The sequence below is a fragment of the Aquimarina sp. AU474 genome, assembly GCF_900312815.1.
GTDB lineage: Bacteria > Bacteroidota > Bacteroidia > Flavobacteriales > Flavobacteriaceae > Aquimarina.
In genome coordinates this window covers 836,840-860,285 of sequence record NZ_OMPE01000009.1, presented here as the reverse complement: position 1 = coordinate 860,285, position 23,446 = coordinate 836,840, and the positions used below count along the sequence as shown (strand labels likewise).

3 protein-coding genes are annotated in these 23,446 nt (G+C 38.2%); all 3 read left to right on the top strand.

All coding sequences use genetic code 11. The features are described 5' to 3' along the window. Positions 1-41: 41 nt before the first annotated feature. The 3 genes from DK508_RS17280 (at position 42) to DK508_RS17270 (ending at position 23,436) form a co-directional block, all read left to right on the top strand. Positions 42-15,011, top strand: a complete 14,970-nt coding sequence (locus tag DK508_RS17280; RefSeq protein WP_160114774.1) for a T9SS type B sorting domain-containing protein — start codon at positions 42-44, stop codon at positions 15,009-15,011. Positions 15,012-15,096: 85 nt separating this feature from the next. Continuing rightward, positions 15,097-16,053 (top strand): type IX secretion system membrane protein PorP/SprF, encoded by a 957-nt coding sequence (locus DK508_RS17275; protein ID WP_109302039.1) that lies wholly within the window; start codon positions 15,097-15,099, stop codon positions 16,051-16,053. Between the two features lie 174 nt (positions 16,054-16,227). Then, the gene (locus DK508_RS17270) at positions 16,228-23,436 is read left to right on the top strand and encodes a PA domain-containing protein (RefSeq protein ID WP_109302038.1); all 7,209 of its coding nucleotides are present in this window, start codon (positions 16,228-16,230) and stop codon (positions 23,434-23,436) included. The last annotated feature ends 10 nt before the right edge of the window (positions 23,437-23,446 follow it).

The window sequence follows — 23,446 nt, the reverse complement described above, 5'->3', positions numbered from 1 at the left end:
AGACCTGAATGACCCAAAATAAAACACTAAATACTCAGCTTATGAAGACCAAAATACACATTAAGATGGTATTGGCGATGTTGTTGTTTTTTGCCAGTAACATAAGCAATATATATGCACAAGAAATAGTACCATTAGCCCCCAGAGAAACTAGGAACAGAGTTAATGGTAACCTGATCATGAATGGTAACGCAATCGTGGGATTGGTAGATAGTTTTGAAGACAATGTGGCTTATGATCCTGATGCCGCTTATAATGGGAATTTTAGTAATGGTAATAGTATATCAGACTATATTGATATCGATGGTGATCCTTCTACATTTAGTTCAAGTAGTGCCGATATTGTTACTCCACGTCCTGATTGTACCGAAATTTTATATGCGGGGTTGTATTGGTCTGCAACCTACTATCTTGAACGTATACCAATTAATCGTCCAACATTAACAGTTAATAATACACCTATTGCCGGAGGGTATGGTATAGCAAATAATGGCTTTTTTGCAGGAAGTGTTCCAATACCTCCTTCGCCAGGTATTACGGCTAATTTGGTGGTAGCAATTGATTCTGGTGGGTTTACAGATGGTTGTGGAGCGCCTTTACAAAATGCCGCCGCTATTAATGGTAACATTGCCGTGATAAGAAGAGGTTTTTGTGGATTTACGCAAAAAGTAATTAATGCGCAAAACGCTGGAGCAGTTGCGGTTATTATTGTAAATAACAATAATGGATTATTTGCCATGGGTGGTGGTGATGCTGCAATCACTATTCCTGCAGTAATGATTAATTTGGCAGACGGTAATACATTAATAAATCAGCTGGCAACTAGTAGTGTAAATGCTACTTTAGAAAGCAGTGTAGACACCACCACAGGAGATGAGCTACTTACAGGTTTGCCTCTGGCAGATGCAAGAAAAGTTGGAGATGCAGACTTTAGAAATGTTAAGTTTAGAGTACCAGGAGGTACCTATGTTGATGTAACAGCACAAAATATTATTTATGACGGGTACAGAAATACACCAACAAACCCTTCAAACGATGCAACAGATGATGTTCCTTATGTATGTTATGCAGATGTAACGGCCTTAATAGATCAAGACAATACCAACGGTACATATACTTTAGCAGATATGAATGCTACTATAGGTCAAACTTCTGGAGCTTCTGGAGCTTCTGGGGGTTGGGTACTTGTAGTTATTTATGAAGATCCATTAGAGAGTAGTAAGTTTATTAGTACAAATGATGGATTTGTAGAAATACAAAATAGTGAACCTGATGTTGATTTTACCTATACAGGATTTACATCACTACCCGCTCCACTACCGGTTGAGGTTAGGTATGGTGTGGCTGCATTAGAAGGAGATAGAGGATTAGGAGCTACTACAACTAGACCTAATGGAGATCAATTATTAATTGAGAATACGGCTACTCCAGCAGTTTTTGTCCCTCTTGGAGAAAATAATTTCACACCAGCACAAAACACAGATATTAACCCTACTATTAACTTTTTTAATAGTTCGATTACGTTTAATCATCAATATGTTACCGGTCGTAATCCAGCATCTCAAAATACGCTTGGATTTGATATTGATCTTTTTGACTTAGACAATACAGGTAATCAATTAGTGGGTAACGACGTAACGGATGCTACTTTTAGACTTTCTACAGATCAAGATACATATAGGGTATTTTTAAATACGTTTACTATTGATATCATTGAACCGGAGCTTAGAATTATTAAGCGAGTTTTTGATCTTGATGGAGTAACCGAGATTACTAACGGAAATGTAGAACTTGGTGACGAGTTATTTTATGATTTGGAGATCGAAAACGTAGGAAACGAAGATATGTTGGATGACCCAGCATTTCCAGTTACTATTCGTGATATTTTACCGGCCAATGTAAACTTTTTAAGTGTACAAACAGCAACATTACCGCCAGGGGTTACTTTTGATACTTCAACTCCAGGAATAATTGATTTTGATATTCCGCCAAGTTTGGTTGAAGAGACTGATGGACCTATTTTTATCCGATTTAGGGTGGCCTTAGTAAATAGTTGTGAGAATTTAAGAGATGCCTGTTCTGATAGGATTCAAAACTCGGCATTGGCAACATTTACAGGAGATATTTCTAGAGAAACAAGAACGAATAATAGTAGTAGTATTATAGGAGCCTGTGGTAATACAGATGGAGAGGCAACTAACTTCTTAGTGAATATTCCTGCCTGTAGTTCAGATGTTACCTTTTGTAACAATACATTAAGACTTGAGGCGGGTACAGGATATGACCGATATACATGGTCTGGTCCTGGTATAGCCCCTCCAATAGTACAAACGGGTCCTAATGCGAATATTTTTGAACCTACTAACCCACAATCGGGAACGTATTCGGTAATTAAAGAAGATACAGATCCATCTGATGGAACTTGTATCACACTTACTGAAGATTTTGTAGTTGATGATTTTAGATCTATTAGGAATCCAATTCTTGATTATGTAAATGGTACTTCGGTTATTACAACAGATTGTAGTGGATTAGAGCTGCCTCAAATTTTACTTTGTGGTGATCAAACACTTCTTTTAGAAACGAATTTTAATCCTACAAACCTTCAAAGCATATCATGGCAACGATTAGTTCCTGATGGAACCGATCCCGCTACAGATTGTGTTTCAGATTCTAATGATCCTTGTTCATTGTTATCTGGTAATTGTTCAGACACCAATTGGGTAGAAGAACCAGCAGGTAATGTTTCGAGTTTTACAGTATCGACAGCTGGAGATTATAGAATTTTGGCAGAATTTGAAGGAGGGTGTTTTATTCCATTTTATTTCAGTGTATTTAAAAATGACTATCAACCTACACTTGCAATGGATCCAATCGAATGTGGTTTTGCAGGTAGTGTAAGTGTTACAAATGCACCTACTAATTTTGAGTTTAGCTTAACATCAGGGGGTCCGTATAGTAATACAACTGTTTTCCCAATTGCTCCAGGAGGAGGAGGAGATATCACAGTGTATGGTATTGATACAACATTCCCTGGATGTGAATATACAGCAACGATAAATGTACCAGAAATCAACCCAACATTTACGGTAACAGGAACTAATCCTACATGTACTAATGATGATAATGGTACAGGTACAGGAAGTATTCAAATTCTTGTAACTGGTGGATTACCACAATATCAATATACAATTTCTGGAGGTACGCTTACGTCACCAATTATTGTACCTAACAGTAGTGCCAATAACGGTAATTATACTCAAGACAATTTAAACCCTGGAGTATATACGGTTGAGGTGATCTCTAACCGTCCTGATCCAGAGTGTATAGATACACAAACGATAACAATTGATCCTGCTCCAGATTTTACTGCCGAGGCAGTATTACTTGCTCCAGCAACATGTGATGCAGGAGCCTTAGTACAAATTAATGTAACTGCTGGTTCAGGAACTTATGAGTATGATGATGGTTCGGGAACATTCCAAACCAACAATGTATTTGAAATCCCAAGACCTGCTAATCCAGCTACAGTATATACTTTCTTTGTAGCAGATGCTAGTCTTCCTGCAGGAACACCTGCATGTATTATAGAAGTAGACATTACAGGAATAACACCATATGAGCCTATAGTGCTCGATAATGTAACGGTTACTCAACCTCCTTGTCCTGGAGACGGAGCTCAAGTACGAGTAGAAGTTTCGCCAGTAGTGGCAGGAAGAGAATATACATATCAATTACTAGATACTAGAGATACAGATCCTAACCCGGTATATCCAGTTATAGATCAAATCGTAACTACAGCAAGAGATATTACTTTTGTAGGTGTTGCTGATTTAACATCATATAGAGTACGAGTATTCCATAACAATACAACAGATCCAACAGGAGCTCCTATTTGCCCTGTAGATGGAACTGACTTTGCAATAACAAGCCCTGTACCAGTAGATGCTACAGTAACTACAACAAGAGAACTTAGTTGTCAAGCTGCACCAAATGATACAGCTATTATTACTATTGCTGGTTTATCTGGAGGTTCGGGAACGTATGAGTGGAGTTTTAATGCTTCATCTGGATATGCAAATATCACTTCTGATCCTTTCCTAATACCTGTGAGTGTAGCAGGAAATTATACGGTATATATTCGTAACCAAGGAACAGGTACTTGTGCCGTAAGTTTCCCGGCTGTGGTAGCACCTTTAGAACCAGTTACAGATATTGATTTCACTCTAGGAACTTCAGATTGTACAGCGCAAACTGTACAAGTAACTGCTGTTGCTGTGCCTGCAGGTCCTACATATACGTATACTGTAACTCCAGCACCAGTTTCTAGTGGTCCTGGTTTAGGAGAGTTTGTTGTAGACCGTGGAACAACATATACATTTACTGCCACAAGAGGAGATAATCAATGTTTCTTTAGTGAAGATTTTAGAGAAGATCTATTACCAGAAGTACAAGTTACTGCCGTAGAAACGGATCCGGTGAGTTGTGTTGGATTTGCCGATGGCGAATTCTCGTTTACAGTAACAAATAGTACATCGTTTACCTATACTGTAACGGGCCCTACTGCAGTTCCGGCAGGTGGCGGAACAGATGCTACACCAATATTAAGCGGACCTGTTTTGGCAGGAACATATACGATTAATGTTACCGACACTACCATTCCTGCAGGAGGTTGTGTGGCATCAACAACTGTTGATGTAACAGAACCTGCTACACCATTAACGCTTACTGCAGTATCAGAACCAGCAGATTGTGGCGCCGATACAGGAACAATAACAGCTACAGCTGGAGGAGGTAGAGGAAACTATCAATTTGAGTTAAGAGATAACACAAACACAGTTGTAACTGGGTTTGGATACCCAAATACAAGCAATGTGTTTAATGGTTTAGCAGCGGGAGATTATACAGTGCTTGCTAGAGATGGTAATTCATCAGATGCTTGTGAGGTGACATTTGCAATTACAGTAGGGCAGTTTGCTCCACCAACGATAGCAATAGGTACAGGAGGAGACCCTTGTGTAGATGTGGATTCAGCAACGCAATGGGTTACGATAACTCCTAATCCAACAACAACAGCAGTTGGACCTTTTGAATACGACTTGACAGGGCCAGTTACGGCGAATGATGTTCCTGTAACATTCTTGTCAACGACGCCGCCAGTATCTGCACCTGCGAATACTTTTGAGATACCAAACTTAATAGCGGGAGCGTATACAGTAATAGTAACCAATACAGCTACTAGTTGTGTATCTGCTGTAGCGGCATTTACTATTAACCCAGAATTAACGATAACAGCGACTTTAACGCAAGATATAGATTGTAATAATCCTGAACCTACTATAACATTTGCAGCAGCAGATGGTAGTGGAGTGTATACACAATTTGATTTATATACTCCTGGTTCACCACCAGTAGCAGTAGCTGGAGGAGGTAACATTACCTCTCCTTTTACAAATGCAATATTAGTGCCAGGAGATTATGTAGTTGGAGTTGTAGATAATGCGGGTTGTACTGCTTTTTCAAATACAGTTACAGTAACACCTTTTGATGCTGTTACTGCGACCTTAACGCCTAATGACCCTACGTGTAATGGTCTTACAGATGGATCAATAGATGTTGAGGTAACTGCAGGAGAAGGACCATTTACATATGTTCTAGATGGAGACTTAACAACACAAATAGGACCAACTGGAGATACTACGGTAACATTTAATAATGTTGATACTACTCCATCACCACATACAGTAACAATAACCGATGGTTCTGGGGCAACGCCCGTTTGTACTTTCGATTTCACGACAACACTAAATGATCCGATAGCAATTACAGCAACAATTAATCCAATTCGTGATTTAAGTTGTGTTGCTCCTATGGATGCGCGTGTAGAAGTTACTCTTGCAGGAGGATCAGGAAGTTATGAGTGGAGTACCGATGGTACTACATTTACACCTGCAGGTACTACATTATTTACTATAGATTTCTCAATTGCGGGACCTTATACATTATCTGTTAGAAATGCTGCTACAGATGATTGTTTAACGACTTTCCCTATTACTATTGATCCTTTAACAGAGGTTACTGATTTAACTTTTGCAGGAACACCTGTAGTATGTACTGGGCCAGACCCAATTACATCAGATGTAACGGTAACACCAGTAATTACAGGAGGAGGTACTGTTGTCGATTTCGAGATTACAGCTCCTGCACCAGTTGGGCCACAGCCTACAGGTGTATTTAACAATCTTGCCCCAGGAACATATACGTTCTTGGTGAGAACAGATGATGGTTGTACATATTCTGAGGATTTCGTAATTGAAGATATTGATCGAATTGCTGTTACAGCGACCCCAGTAAATCAACCTACATGTAATGGAGATACTGATGGTGAATTATCGTTTACAGTATCAGGAATAGACATACCTGCTACTGCAACGTATGAATATGAAATCACAGGTGGGACACCTGTGATAGTACCTATTACAGCAACAGGACAGACTGCAGCGACAATTACCACTGGAGATGTATTACCAGCAGGTAGTTATACCATAACGGTTACAGATGAAGCAACAGGTTGTGAAGATACAGCTACGATAACAATCAATCAGCCAGATGCATTAACAATAACTGGCACCCCGGTGGTTGCTCTTACTTGTGTTGCTGATGCTACAGTTACAATTAATACTACCGGAGGTAATGGAGGAAACGAATACACATTAACACTTGGTGCTACAGTACTAGGACCACAAACTAGCAATGTGTTTTCTGTAGGTACCGCAGGTACCTATACAGTAGATGTTGAAGATGATTTGGGTTGTACAGCAACAACAACAGTTGATGTTGTAGATCCACCAACGGTAACAGCTTCTGTAACAGGAGGAGATCCATGTTATGATATTACAGATGCTGCAAGTGTAGATATTTCTATTGCTGGTGGATTGGCACCATTTACATATACAGTAGATGCAGGAGCTCCTGTAAATGTTGTAGGAACTACATTTACAGTAAATGGATTAACTCCTGACACTTATAATATAGTAATTAGAGATGCTAATGGTTGTACAGATACTGTTGTACATACGATACAACCAGAATTGATTGTTACTGCTAGTTTAACTAAGGATTTAGATTGTGTTTCTGATGCCACTATAACATTTTCGGCAACAGGAGGTGACGGATCATATACTTTTGATATCCTAGATGTAGGAACTGGTCTTGTTTTTACAGCAGGTGCAACTTCTCCAGCTCCAATTAATACAGCTGGAACATATCAAGTAAGAGTTACCGATACGTCTACACCAAATTGTACAGATTTATCTCCAGAAATTGACGTTACTAATCCAGATCCTGTTACCGCCAACACAAACGTTACTGATGTGCTTTGTTTTGGAGATGCGACTGGAGCTGTAGAAGTGGTGCCAACAGGAGGTGCGGGTCCATTTGAGGTTCGATTATTACCGGCTGGAGTATTTGGTACTAATTTCACATTTACAGGGTTAACTGGAGCTGCTGCTCCGGGAACTACTTATAGTTTTGAAATTCGTGACTCGAAAGGATGTACAACTACTGTTTCTGCAGATGTTGAAGAAAATGCTCAGATAGATGCTACCGTCAATACGATTACTGATATAGATTGTTCTACAAATATAACGGGTACTATTGTATTGAACCCGGCTACTGGTGGTGCAGCTAGTATTACGGATTATACATATGTATTATTAAATAATGATCTTACTCAAAATACAAGAACAACGACGAATCCTCAGGTGCTAGCTCCAGGAGTTGGACCAACATTCGATAATTTGGATGCAGGATCGTATTTTGTAGATATTATTGGTTCTGATGGTTGTAGTAATCGAGTGGGACCTTTTGCAGTTGCACAACCACCATTTGATTTAGATTTTGATGTTACTCCTGCTCCAGCAGACTGTGCTACAGGTGCAAGATATCAGATTGAAGTATCAGGAGGTGAAGGACCATTCTTAATTAATGAGTTTAGATCTACTAACATTGCTGATTTTGAGCCATTAAATGGAAACTTAAATGGAGTACTTACTCCACTTCCAAATGCATTTGGAAATGAAACTAGACATGAATTTACAGGTCTAGATTTTGGTGTGCCTTATGTATTTGAAATTATAGATACCAATTCAGGTTGTAGATATTTTGAAGCAGTTCCTGTTGTAGATCCTCCTGGATTTGATGTTACTGTAGACGCCACCATTCCAGCGAGTTGTTTTGGTGACACAGACGGAAGAGTGACTTTTACAGTTACCACTACTTCTGGTGCCACTACAGTAGATTGGGAGATTTTTGATGCAGATACAGGGGTTTCCACAGGTTTTTCTGGAACAGAGGCTACACCAGTTACAACATTAACTGTGCCTGCAGCGCCAGGACCAGGTTTAAGTGAAGGAAACTACTTTATACGAGTTGAAGAAACTGCTGGTGCAGCAACCCCTTGTGAGGATGGAGCACCGTTTACAATAACACAACCTAGTTCGCCACTTACACTTAATTTTATAAGTGCTACGGATACCCATTGTAATGCGTTATTATCGACGGTTACTATGGATGCCAATGGAGGTGTTCCAGGATATAGTTTTGCCGCTGTACCAGGTCCAGGTGGTGCAGATCCAGGAGTTTACCCGCTTACAAATGTATTTACTTTGGACCCTGCAACGAGTTTGGCTTGGACAATTTTTGTACAGGATAGCAATACAGGAGGTAACAACTGTGTGTCCATGAGAGAAATCACGATTCCTGCACGTATAGCGGATCCAGTGATTACTAATGTATCGGCAACAGTAGACCCTTGTGTCTTTGATAATGCTTATGAATTTACAGTTACAGCTACTGGACAAAGTCAATTGCAGTTCGGTATTGATGATGGAGATACAGGTACAGCAGATTCATTTGCTTTTGTAGATGGTACTCCTACTGTTAATCCAAATGAGTATGAATTTACGTTCATAGTAAGCTCACCAAGTGTTGATAATTACACGATAACTGTAAGAGATCAAAATGGATGTACAGATGATGATACAAAAATTATTTTCCCAGAATTATTAGCAACAGCATCGTTTACTGCTGTTCCAGATTGTTTGGTTGATGATGGTGAGATAACTATTGTTCCAACAGGAGGTTCAGATTTTACAGCGAATCCAGCCAACTTTACGTTTACCCTTAATGGAACCGATAGTGGAGGAACTCCGGTAGGCCCAATTGTTCAAAGTGGTGCGGGAGGAGATGTATTTACAGGTATTGCTGCGGGAACATATACTATTACTGTTTTAGATAGCAATGTAGGACCTTTAACAGGATCAGGATGTACAACTACGGCAAATGCCTTTATAGATGTGCCTTTAGAACCAGTATTAGTACCAGCAACTACTTTTGTAAGTTGTATTGGTAATACTGATGGAGTAATTACAGCAGCATTAACACCCGCATCAACAGATGCAGATCCAAATGTTTCTTATCAATATCAAATAACGGCTCCATTAGCATCGGCTACGCCTTTACAAAGCAGTCCTATATTTACAGGATTGGGTATCGGTGCATATACAGTTAATGTTGTTGCAACCTATAGCAATGGTGCTCTAGATGTTGTTTGTAGTGACCCAGAAACGTACACAATTTCAAATCCAACACTAGCTTCAGTTACTATCAGTAACACAGATTATGGTTGTACCGGAGCTACGGTTAACTTACCCGTGATAACACTAAGTGGTTTCACAGGAGGTACGGGATCAACATATACAATTACCTATACTGTAGATGGTACTCCGGTAGTAACAACACCAGTTGATCCAACAACATTAGATACAGACCCTGCTGCGGGCATCCAAATTATAGCTAATATACCAGGAGATTACGTGTTTACGGTGTATGATAGCAATAACTGTCCAAGCCCTCAAGCGGTTCGTACGATTCCTCCATTCCCAATATTAACCAACCCTACAGTAGTTAGAGATACTAGCGGTGGGCTTGCAACAAATTTTGGAGAAATCTCTTGTGATACACCAGAATTAGTAATTGTTTCTGTAGATAGAATTTTAGGAAATGTAGCTGGATATCAATTTGATTTATTACCAGTAGGAGGAGCAGAAGTGCAAACAGTTGCAGAAGACGCTTCTGGAACTACATCAAGTGGACCATTTACTTTAGCAACCCCTGGAACATATGTGTTTAGAATCACAGATCTTGATACGGGATGTTCTATAGATACGGCACCTTATGTTATTGCGCCATTTGATCTAATTGATGCAAATGTAGCAGTAGCAACACAAGTTACATGTAACGGTGCATCAACAGGAGAGTTGAATCTGAATGTATTAAACTACACAGGAGAGTTTAATTATACAGTAAGAAACACAACAACATCTGCGGTGGTCGGAACGAATACGGTTCTAGCAGGTTTTACTAATCCGGTACTTATTGGATTATTACCAACACCACCACAAACGCCAATAGGATTACCAGCAGGAACATATGTTGTAGAGATAGAAGCTGTAGATGCTCCTTTCTGTGATACAGTAACAGAAACGGTTACCATAACGCAACCTGATCCATTAACATTAGCAATAGATGATAATATCAATGCAAATTGTAATGAAGATGCTAGAGTTATTGTATCAGTAACAGGAGGAACAGGACCGTATACTTTTAGAGCAGATGATGATGGTATTGCACCATTCTTATTTGAAACTACTACGACTAATACTACAAACACATTCTTATTGCCAGCTACTGTTGCTGGAACAACATATATAATTAGTGTAATAGATGATAATTCTTGTACGTCTACTCCAGTATCAATTTCTGAAGATGTCTTTAGAACTGATACTCCTACAGTAGATTCTGTAACTTGGACCGATCCTTGTGTATTTGATGACAATTATACGATACGAGTAGTAGGTACTAGTAATGTGCCTGTAGTTGCTCCAGCTACCAATGCACTAACCTTTGAGATAGGGCCAGCTGGAAGTGGAGATGTAGCCGGAAATGTAAATGGTACTACTCATGACTTTACAGTAACTACGCCAGGTACATATACTGTGAGAGTATATGATGAAAATGGTTGTGTATCTGTAGACGAAACAATTACTATAGTACCAGAATTAACCATAAGCGCTACTTTCACAGGTACCCCAGAGTGTAGAACAGATGTGAATGGTGTTATCACCGCAACAGTTAATGGAGGTTCGGACTTTACGGTTACACCTGGTAACTTTACGTTTACATTAACAGGTACAGATAGTGCAGGATTACCAATCGTACCAGTTGTACAAGTAGGTGCTGGTGGAAATGTATTTAACAATGTTACTGCTGGTTTGTATAACGTTAGTGTTACAGATAGTAATGTACTCCCTGCAACTGGATCTGGATGTTCACAAAATGTAAATGTTTCTCTACCAATACCTTTAATTCCAGATATTACAGCTGTTGGAGAAGCAGTTTCATGTATAGGAGATAGCGATGGTAGAGTGGTTGTAACCCTTGTTCCAGCAACCGATGATGGAGGTTCGTATACATATCAGTTATTCCAGGATGCCGGAGGAGGTACACCAGGTGCTCAAGTAGGAACTGATCAAACAGATGATCCGGTGTTTACCAATGTTCCTGTTGGAAACTATGTAGCAGTTATTGAATCTAGTAGTGTTTGTACAGATCAGACCACTGTTAGTGTGCCAAATGCAACACAAGTAACAGGTGCTGTAACAGATGTGGGACCTTACACATGTACAGGAGGAACTACGGAGAATTTCCCAGTAGTTACGGTTACAATAGATAACGGAACACCACCATATAATCTTACATATACAACACCAGCGGGAGTACCAGTTACGGTGCTTTCAATTACAGATGAAGATGCTGTTACTGCAGGTGTACAATATACGTTTACTGCCGATGAGAGCGGAACTTACGTTTTTGCTGTGACCGATAATAAAGGTTGTGAAACAAACCCAGTTACATTTAATGAAGTTATTACGCTTCCGGTCATGACAGATCCTACTGCTACACAAGATGTGGCGATTACTTGTCCTGCAGGAGAAGAAGTTACAGTAAGTGTTACAGGTGGAACAGGGCCATTTACTTTTGATGTAATTAGCAGTCCAGTTGCAGTGCCATCACAAATAAATGTTCCAGCAGGAACAGCTGATAATCCAGGAACACCAGCAGTTGAAACAAATGCTACTAATGTATCATTTGTATTACCAGCGGTTGGGGTGTATGTGTTTAGCATTACTGATCAGACTACGATGTGTTCTGTAGAGGTTAGTTATACTATTGATCAGTTTGATCTAGTCGAAATTGTTGCAGCGCAACAAACTCCCGAAACGTGTTTTGGAGATGCCGATGGATCTGTAGAAATTATGGTTTCTCAATATGTTGGCGCGTTTAGCTATACAATTGTTGACGTTGGAGTAACCCCAGAAGCAATAGTGTTTACAAGTACAGTTGATTTAGTTACAGATGTAGACCCAGCTACTGCGGATACTTTTGTGATCCCACCACCACCAGGAGGATTAAGTGTAGGAAATTATAGAGTTGATATTCTTGAAACAGGTACACCAAACTGTCCTGGTAGCTCAAATGTATTTACAATTGAAGGACCTTCGGTTCCTTTCGAAGTTACACTTTTTGCTATCAACGATCAGGAAACATGTAGCCCCGCGAATGATATTTCATTCCAGGCAACTGTAGGTGGAGCTAGAGGAACAGTTACCTATACCTTGGTAGAAACTGGAACAAATAATACAACAGGATTGTTTACTGGTTTGTCAATTGCTCAAGCGACTAATACAGCAGGTGTATTTACCTTTACTGTTACTGCGGTTGATGACAATGGAACCTTTACATGTACAGATGATGATACCATAACTGTAACACCACCAGCAGATGATGTGGCTATTACACCAATACCAGATAGTAGTATTACTTGTTTTGAGGATCAAGATGGTAGAATAGAAGTTTTTGCAACAGCAACAGATGTACCACTTAGGTACTCTATTACACCAAATGGAGGTACAGAAAGTGTGTTACAAACTGTAAATGTATTTGATAACTTGTTACCAAACACGTATACAATAACAGTATATGATCAACTTGGTTGTACTGCTCAAACAACAGCAGTTATTAATGACGTACCAGAGGTTGAGGTTGCTATTGATAATATAGTACCTGTTACTTGTAGTGTTAATACGGTAACGGTTACGTTGAGTGCAACAAATGCAGTAGGAGTGCCACAGTTTGTACAGATTAATGTTACAGACTCGTCTAACCCTATAGAATTGGCACCAACGACATCTAATACGTTCATACTTACCGAAGGACAATATGTGTTCTACGTAATTGATGCAAATGGATGTAGATCTAGACAATCAGATCCAGTACCGGTAATACCGATTAACCCAATAACATTTAATTTGGATACTAGTGCTGCAATGATTAACTGTCGTGACGAGGCAACAGCAATTATCGATATTACTGACTTAACAGGTGGTATTGGTGATTATGAGTTTGTTCTTTTGGATAGATCGACTACTCCAGCGAGTATTGTTGGAGGGCCACAATCTACAACAGAGTTTAGAGACTTAGCACCAGGACTATATACGTATGTGGCAAGATCTGTTAGTGATAATAGTTGTATTGATTCTCAAGATTTTGAGATTACCAATCCACCATTATTTGACCCAACATTTGACTTTACTAATGTTACTTGTAATGGTGAAAACGATGGTACAATTACAATTTTCGCTGCAGGAGGTACACCACCATATTCGTTCGCGATAGATTCTATGGCAGGAACATTCTTTAATGATGCTTCAGATGGTGTTCCTAATCAGCACACGTTCGAAGATTTAGAACCAAATACATATGTGGTATTGGCTCAGGATGCAAATGGATGTGATGTATTATTTACTCAGATAATTATTGAGCCAAATACATTAGAAGCTGCGGAGACTGATAATATGGCCGAAACTTGTTTTGGAGCGAATGATGGTGCATTTACTATAGAAATTACTGGAGGTACACCACCATATGAGACTAACATCACGAATAACGATGCTGATTTTGTAGTAGATATGTTTACATACACAGGTCTGCCAGGCGGAGTAACCGAAGTATTTATTAGAGACGCTAACGGATGTAGAATTAGTAGACAAATCACTATCGAACCAGGAGTTGTATTAGATGCAGATCTAATGCCTAGATTAGAATGTCCGGTGAGAGATCCAGACAATCCTGCAAATATTTTTACAGGACCAAGGTATTTCATCGACTTTGAATTGACTCCAAATTCGGTTATGACAGATATTATTTTCACGTTAACCGGTATCAATGGTACTGCTGATCCTGCTTCAAACACAAATCTTACAGGAGAGTTTGAAGTAAACCCAGGAGAATACCTAGGTACTATGGAGCATGCAGGAGGATGTATTGTGGATGTAGGAACGATAATTATCGAAGAATATATTCCGCTTTCTGTTCCAGTTGCTCAGATGACGAATAACCCTCAAGATCCAAATGAGTATGAGATTATTGTTACTGGTGGAGTACCGCCGTATACATATTTTGTAACATTTGAAGGTGTTGAAGTAGAGTTAGAAGACAATATCTTTGCAATTCGTGAAACGGGTGATTACATCATACGAGTATTAGACTCTAGTGGCTGTGATGTTACCTCAACACAGTTCTTGACGTATATTAATATTCGTATACCAAATTACTTTACGCCAGATGACCCTAATTCGACACCAGATGAACAATTCTGGTATCCAAGACAAATAACGCCAAATGCTAATGACCCATTCTTCTTTGAGAATATGGAAGTAACCATATTTGATAGATACGGTAGAATGCTAGCAGAGTATAAAGGAGACCAACAGGGATGGAAAGGTACCTACCAAGGAAAAGAACTTCCTTCGGGAGATTATTGGTACACTATTATCCTTAATGATATTGATAATAGAGAGTTTACTGGTCACTTTACATTATATAGATAATATATAATAAGAAAAGTGAGTTATAAAACAATGTAGATAAAGCCTAATGACCGAAATGTCAATGGTCTGTAATTTAAAATGTTAGATGAAGAAGTATATTGTAATATTTAGTCTGTTTGCAAGTTATTGCACTTTTGCCCAGGAGTTCTTTGCCCCTGTACAAAATCAATATATAGCAGACAACCCATATTTGATATCCTCTGCGTATGCAGGTATTGGAGATTGTTGGCAGATCAGAGCTTCAGGTTTTGAACAATGGGTGAGTATAGAAGACTCACCTGGGACTCAATCCTTATCTATTGATGGTAGAATCTCAGACCGTTCTGGTGTAGGTGCAATTTTGTTTAATGATCAGAATGGTTTTACAACACAAAGAGGAATTCAAATGTCTTTTGCTCACCATTTAACCTTGAGTGAATATAATAATCAATATCTATCTTTTGGGATAAGCTATAAGTTTACTCAATTTGGTATTGACACCTCAACGTTTAGTAATGGAGATCCCGATAATCCATTTAACCCTGGGTTAGCAGATATTAGTGTAAATGATTCTAATTTTGACATTGCCTTATTGTATCGATTAGGAAGATTCTTTTTGAGTGCAAATGCAGTAAACCTATTACAGAAGCAAATAGATGATTTTAATCCAACAGAACCTTCTACAATACAGAACTATTACATTTATTCTGGATATACGTTTTATCATAGATTTAGTGATCTAGAAATAGAACCGTCTGTATTATATCAAAATTTTGCTGGCGATGGACGTTCTACAACAGATTTAAACATAAAAGTACGTAAACTACATAGGGGAGATTATTATTGGGCAGGGATTAGTCTTAGATCTCTAGTAGATCAAGATTTTAAACCGCTCTCTGTATCTCCGATGATTGGAATTAAGAAAGCTAACTTTTATGTAGCTTATGGATATCAGGTTAATGTAAATGAAGTATTACAGCCAACAACAGCCGCTGGTTCTCATTTGATTACTCTTGGATTAGATTTTGGTTGTAGGCAGAGTAAATGTGGATGTACATATTAAAAACTTAAATAAGATATTTAAAAAACCACCCTTTATTAAATGGGTGGTTTTTTTAGATAAATGAAGTACTATTTTTTGTTCAAATTTTTTTAAAATGACGGTAACATTTTTATATAAGCGAACACTTATGCATATAGATTTCATTTGATACTTAATAAACTAACAAAATAATTGATGAACAAAAAACTACCATTTAAATTTTGGATACTTGCAACACTACTTGTTTTGAACGTAGCTCAAAATTTTGCGCAAGAAATTGTACCATTGGCAGAAAGAGTTAGCATGGATAATGTTCATGGTGACTTAACCATGATAGGTAATACTGTAGTTGGATTAGTAGATAGCTTTAGTGATGATATCGTTTATGACCCTAATGCAGCGTATAATGGAGATTTAAATAATGGATCCAGTATTTCGGATTATATCGATATAGATGGAGATGTATCAACATTTAGCTCAAGTAGTGCAGATTTGGTGACTCCCAATCCCGATTGTACCACTATTGCGTATGCTGGTTTATATTGGGCTGCAACCTATTATCTAGAGAGAGAAGAAGTAACAGAAAATGTTTTCACTATTAATACTCCGGCTGCTATTGCAGGAAACTATAGCTTTAATGATAATACATTTGATCCAGGACATATTGATATTCCCGCCGACCCTGGGATTACTGCTAGTTTGGTACTTGTAGATGATAATGTTGATACTTTTGAAGATGGATGTACCGCATTGGTCAATACAGCAGAATTAAATGGTAATATAGCAATACTAAGAAGAGGGAGTTGTTCTTTTACTCAAAAAGTGCTTAATGCGCAAAATGCCGGAGCCATAGCGGTGATAATTGTGAATAATCAAAACGGTAATTTTACACTTGCCGGAGGCGATGCAGCGATTACCATACCTGCTATTTCTATGAATAAAGTTGATGGAGATGCAATTATAGCTGAACTTAATAATGGACCAGTTAATGCAACATTAAAATCCGAAATACAACAAGGAAATGAACAACTTACCGACCTTCCTTTACTTGACGCAAGAAAGACAGGAGACGCTGATTTTAGAAAATTAAAATTCAAAGTCCCTGGAGGTAGTTATACCGATGTTACTGCCGAGAGTGTAATTTATGATGGCTATAGAAATACACCAACAAACCCTTCAGATGTAGCGGCAGATGATGTGCCTTATGTGTGTTATGCAAATGTAACTAACCTATTTAACCAAAGTAATACAAATGGGACATATACCGTAGCAAATATGAATGCGACTATCGGAACAACATCTGGGATTTCTGGCCCTGTTGCAGGATGGACGTTAGTTATCGTTTATGAAGATGCTCAATTACCTCAAAAGTTTATTAGTACTAATGATGGATTCGTTCAGATAAGAAATAGTGATCCGCCTGTTGATTTTATTCATACTGGTTTTACAACTCTTCCGGCACCAGTACCTGTAAATGCTAAGTTCGGAATATCTTCTTTAGAAGGAGATAAAGGCCTTCTTCAAGATAAGCTACAAATTAGAAATACTTCAGATATTTATATTGATCTGGGTGATGGTGTTAATAATCCAACATCTAATTTCTTTAATAGCTCGATAACCAATAACGGTGCTTTTACTACAAATAGAAATCCAAGTTCTCAAAATACGCTTGGGTTTGATATTGATATTTTTGATCTTCCGAATTCGGCAAATTCATTAATAGGAAACAATCAAAATTCGGCAAATTTTAGATTGCAAACCTTTCAGGATACATTTAGAGCTTTTTTAACTGCATTTGCTATAGAGATTATTGAGCCAGAACTTAGTATAGTCAAGAGAGTGTATGCTGTTGATGGCATTACAGAAATTACAGACGGCACCTTAGATCTTGGAGATGAATTATTTTATGACCTTGAAATTGAAAATACGGGTAATGAAAATCTATTAGATGGTAGTGTTGTAGTTTCTGATTATGTTCCTGATAATGTAGATGTAGTAAATGTTGTTGATGCTACTTTACCAAGTGGAGTAACATATGATTTAACAACTCCGGGAAAAATTATTTTTTCTATTCCAGCGGCTATAGTAGAATCTCAAGACGGTCCAATTTTTATTCGTTATCGAGGAGCTTTGGTAAATAGTTGTGAGGAGCTTAGAGATAGTTGTTCTGATAGAGTAGAGAGTGCTGCAACGGTTTCTTATACTGGCGAATTTTCGGGCATTGCTGTTACTGGAGGTATTAGTAGTAGTGCCGTTGATAGTTGTGGAGAAGGAAATAGTGAAACTACAGGGTTTTCAATTAATGTTCCGGCCTGTAGTACGGATGTGAGTTTATGTGGAGGCAATCTTATACTAACCGCAGGAAGTGGTTATAATCAATATGTGTGGTCTGGACCTAATAGTTTTTCGACTACAACTAGTGTAAATTTTGTAGAGGTACCAAATGCCGTTTCAGGAACGTATTCGGTAGTTAAAAATGATACTAATCCAGGAGATGGAACTTGCGCATCACGCACCGAAGAGTTTGAAGTAAGTAGTATTGGAGACATTAACAATCCTATTTTGGATTATGTGAATGGTACATCGGTAATTACTGAAAATTGTAACGGTCTTGATATACCGCAAATTTTACTTTGTGGAGGTCAAACATTATTACTTGAAACAAATTTTGATCCGGCAAGCCTTATTAGTATTTCGTGGCAACGATTAACACCAAGCGGTGCTTGTGTGGTTGACGCAAATGATCCATGTTCTTTGCTATCTGGTGATTGTACTACCACTAATTGGATCGAAGAAATTGAAGGAAATACTCAAAGCTTTACAGTAGATGCAGCAGGAGATTATAGAATTTTGGCAGAGTTTGAGGGTTCTTGTATTGTACCCTTCTATTTTAGTGCTTTTATGAACGATTACCAACCAGAACTTACTATGAGTCCAATTGAATGCGGTAATGATGGAAATATTGAGGTTACGAATGCTCCGGCAAATTTTGCTTTCGGTTTGGTACAAGGTGGACCCTATGATAATAGTACAGGCATTTTTACTATAGCACCGGGATCTGGCGGTGACATTACTGTATATGCAATCGATACTACATTGCCAAATTGTGAATATACAGTCACAATTAATGTACCCGAAATCGATCCTGTTTTTAATATAACGGCAACTAATCCAACATGTGTTAACGATAATAATGGTGATGGTTTTGGTAGAATAACAATAACAGTTACCGATGGGTTACCAGAATATCAATATACGATCTCTGGAGGAGATTTAGTATCTCCTATTGTGGTCCCAAATAGCGCTGCTAATAACGGAAATTATACTCAAGAAGGACTTGTGCCAGGAACTTATGATGTAGAAATTATTTCTAACAGGCCTGATTCTAGTTGTACATATACCGAAACAGTAACCATTGATCCTGCTGCTAGTTTTGCTGCAGAGGTGGTTTTAATTTCTCCAGAGACTTGTGATAGTGGAGCGATGGTTCAAGTAAATGTTATATCAGGACCTGGTGATTATGTATATGATAATGGTTCAGGGGTTTTTCAAGCAAATAATGTGTTTGAAATTCCGAGACCTGCAGATCCAAATACAACCTATACATTTTTTGTAACCGATAATAATGTGCCAGCAGGAATACCAGCTTGCATATTAGATGAGAGTATTACAGGGATAGCATCTTATCAACCAACGCTTATTGATGATATCACAACAATAAACCCTGCTTGCACGGCAGATGGAGGCGAAATAAGAGTTCAGGTTTCTCCGGCCGTAGCCGGAAGAACATATGCATATCGTTTGGTAGATGCCATTAACAATAACCCCGTAGATGAAATTAATAGTACAGCAAGAGATATTACCTTCACAAATATTGGTGATGGATCTTATAAGGTAGAAGTACTTCATAATAATACGACAAACCCATCTGGAGATCCAATATGTAATGTTTCTTCGGGAGAATCGTATACAATAATTGCTCCTTCGCCAATTAGTTTTAATGCTAGTGTATCAAGAGAATTGAGCTGTATAACAGGAAATGAAGATGCGATTATTACTATCGATAATATTACAGGAGGATCTGGCAGTTATGCTTGGAGTTTTAACCCTTCGACAGGATATACAATTGTTACGAATCAACCATATGACATTTCTGTAAGTACAGCAGGTAATTATTCTTTGTTTATACGTAATCAAGATACTGGAGATTGTACTGTTGAAGTTCCTCTAACTATAAACCCACTAGAAGAGATAGATGATATTCAATTTGTCAACGGAGCTATAGATTGTGGAAACTCAACTGTTGGAGTGACAGTTGATGCCATACCTGCGCTATCAGGAGGAGTGTTTTATGAATATAGTGTTTCTCCAGATCCAGCATCTAATACTGGAGTTACACAATTTAGCACTACAAACTCATATACATTTACTTCAGGAATAACATATACGATAACTGCCAGAAGAAGTGATAATGGGTGTACATATGAAAACTCATATAGCACAAACCCAATCAATCCTATAGAAATCACAGATATTTCTATTCAAAATGCAACTTGTAATGGAAGTAACGATGGAGCAGTTCAGTTTACCACTAACTCTACCAATTTTAAATATGAGATTACCGATCCAACAGGTGCTTTTGTAACTGATGGTACGTCAACTACAAGCCCAGTTAACCTTAGTGGTTTGGGTGTAACAACGTATACCTTAACGGTTATTGATTTAGATACGCTATGTACTTATAGCGAAGTGTTTGAAATAGGGTCTTTGGGAACATTAAATACAATAGTAACAAGAGATACTACTGCGGTTAATGCAGGTGAAATCTCATGTGTTAACCCAGAAACAATTCAAGTAACAATCACTTCTGGTGTTGGACCATTTAATTTTGAAGAGATTACGGGAGCAGTAACAGGACAGTTCGGTATTGCAGTAGGAACAACTACCTTTAGTTTACCAAGTGCCGGAACATATACTTTTAGAATAACAGACTTAGCCACGGGTTGCGAAGTGGATACGCAGTCTTATATAGTTAACCCTTTTGATACGATAGATGTGCAAGCCACTGTCACTACAGATGTATCATGCACAGGAGATAGTGATGGATCGATTACTGCAGAGGTTTCTGGGTATACAGGAGGATATGATTATACGGTGCTTAATGGAGGCGTAGGAAATACGATTACAAATGGAACTGGAAATACCTCTTCGGGATCAATCGTTGTTACTGGATTAGCAAGCGGAACATATGTTGTTTCTGTTGTTGGAACTGAAGCGCCGTTTTGTGAAGCAAGTTTAAGTATTACTATTTCAGAACCATCACCAATTACAGCTAATATAACAGTAATCGATCCTACCATTCAGGAAGCAGGTGAGATCGAAATACAAGCAACGGGCGGAACACCTCCTTATACCTATGGATTAGATGGAGGTGCATTAACTACTTCAAATATGTTTACAGACCTAGCTCCTGCAATGTATTCCGTATTAGTTCTAGACAGTAATGGTTGCCAAGAAACTTTTAATGCTACGCTTTCCCCACCTGTATTAGATGTCCTAGATATTACTTTGGATCTTCGATTTGCGCAAGCAAATTGTTACGGTGATGAAAATGCAAGTGTAAACGCGAATGTAACTGGTGGAACTGGCACTTATTCGTATACTCTTACAGGTACAGACTTCTTAGGAAACACCATTAATTTAGGTCCACAACCTAATAGCGAATACAGAGATTTAGGAGCAGGAAATTATAACTATACAGTTACTAGCACGGGAGTAGATCCTTTATCGATTCCTTTTACCATTAGTCAACCTCAAGAATTTTCGATTGTCACACAAGTAACTTCAATAACATGTAATGGGTCTAATGATGGAGGTGTAAGAGTTGAAGTAAACGGGGGTACGCCGCCATATTCATATGCAATTAGCTCTAATTTTGGATTGTTTTTTAGTGATACTTCTGATGGAATTTTAAATCAACATACCTTTGAAGGCCTATCTGCAGGGGATTATGAAGTTTTAGCTCAGGATGCCAAAGGTTGTAGCCAATTATTATCTGTGGTTATTAATGGATCAGCACCAATTCAAGTTAATGTACTTAATATAATTCCTGAAACATGTTCGAGTGATAGTGATGGGATGCTTAGCATTGAAATTTCTGGAGGAACTCCTCCGTATTTAACAAATATAACTAATAACGATGCAGATTTTTTACTTAATAAATTGAACTACTCCAACTTACCAGCTGGAACAACAACTTTATATGTTGTTGATAACAATGGATGTAGAACAAGTGTACCAATCGAAATACCGAAAGGAATTCATCTAGGAGGAATTTTAGAGACTAGCTCAGAGTGCTCTACAAGCTTAGGTTCTCCAACACCAGTTTATGAAATAAATGTAGTATTGGATAATGACTCACCAACAGACGTTATGTATTCACTTATTGGGATTAATGGAACACCTGATCCCGCAAATACCAGTAATACTTCAGGAGTATTTGTAGTAATACCAGGAGATTACGAAGGTAGGTTGCTTCATGTGTCAGGTTGTGAAGTCTCTCTAGGCACAATTGTAGTTGAAGAGTATACAGAAGTAAATAGTATCGTAGAGGGTAATAACCCTACCAATCCTGGTGAAAATGGAGAGATTGTAGTAAATATTACGCAAGGAAATGGTCCGTTTACTATTACTTTAGACAATGAAACACCTATAGTAATTGATGACAATACTTATATCTTTACTCAAGTGGCTGCGGGAAATCATCAGGTTATTGTTTCTGATAACGGAGAGTGTAGCTTTCAAAGTACTGTGATCACTATTGTAGAGGAAGATAAAAATCCAATTGTTAATTATGCTCAGGAGATTCTTGTGTGTGCTATAACTGGTCAAAGCTATCCAATTGTTACGATACAAGATCAGGAAGGAGAAATCCTGGATCTTCCATTACTAAATGTAGTGTCTATTGTATGGCAAAAGCTAGATGAGGTTACTTGTGATATAGAATTAGAAGATAATTGTCCAACTTCAGATTCTGTTTGTACTTCTGATTGGTTTGATATTGGAACCGGAAATACCAATACTTTTACAGAACCAGGAGAATATCGCGTAGTGGTTAACTTTAGTACCCGATCTGGAAATAATGAAAAAATATATTATTTCAGGGTTGAAAGTGAAATTGTAAACGCTGGTAAAGAAATAGTGGTATTTCCTAACCCCGCAAGAGACAGAGTACGATTAAATACTGAAGTAGAACAAGTACTGATCTATGATATTATGGGTAAATTGGTCATGAAAACAAACCAAAACTCATATAGCGTTGCAGGATTACGTAATGGAATTTATTTTGTGAAAATCCAAACACAAGACAACAGAGAGGTAATCGTTAAACTACTAAAAGAATAATTATATAGAA

Coding starts and splice junctions, on each gene's coding strand:
- DK508_RS17280 (WP_160114774.1), top strand. CDS start 42: ATGAAGACCAAAATACACATTAAGATGGTATTGGCGATGTTGTTGTTT.
- DK508_RS17275 (WP_109302039.1), top strand. CDS start 15,097: ATGAAGAAGTATATTGTAATATTTAGTCTGTTTGCAAGTTATTGCACT.
- DK508_RS17270 (WP_109302038.1), top strand. CDS start 16,228: ATGAACAAAAAACTACCATTTAAATTTTGGATACTTGCAACACTACTT.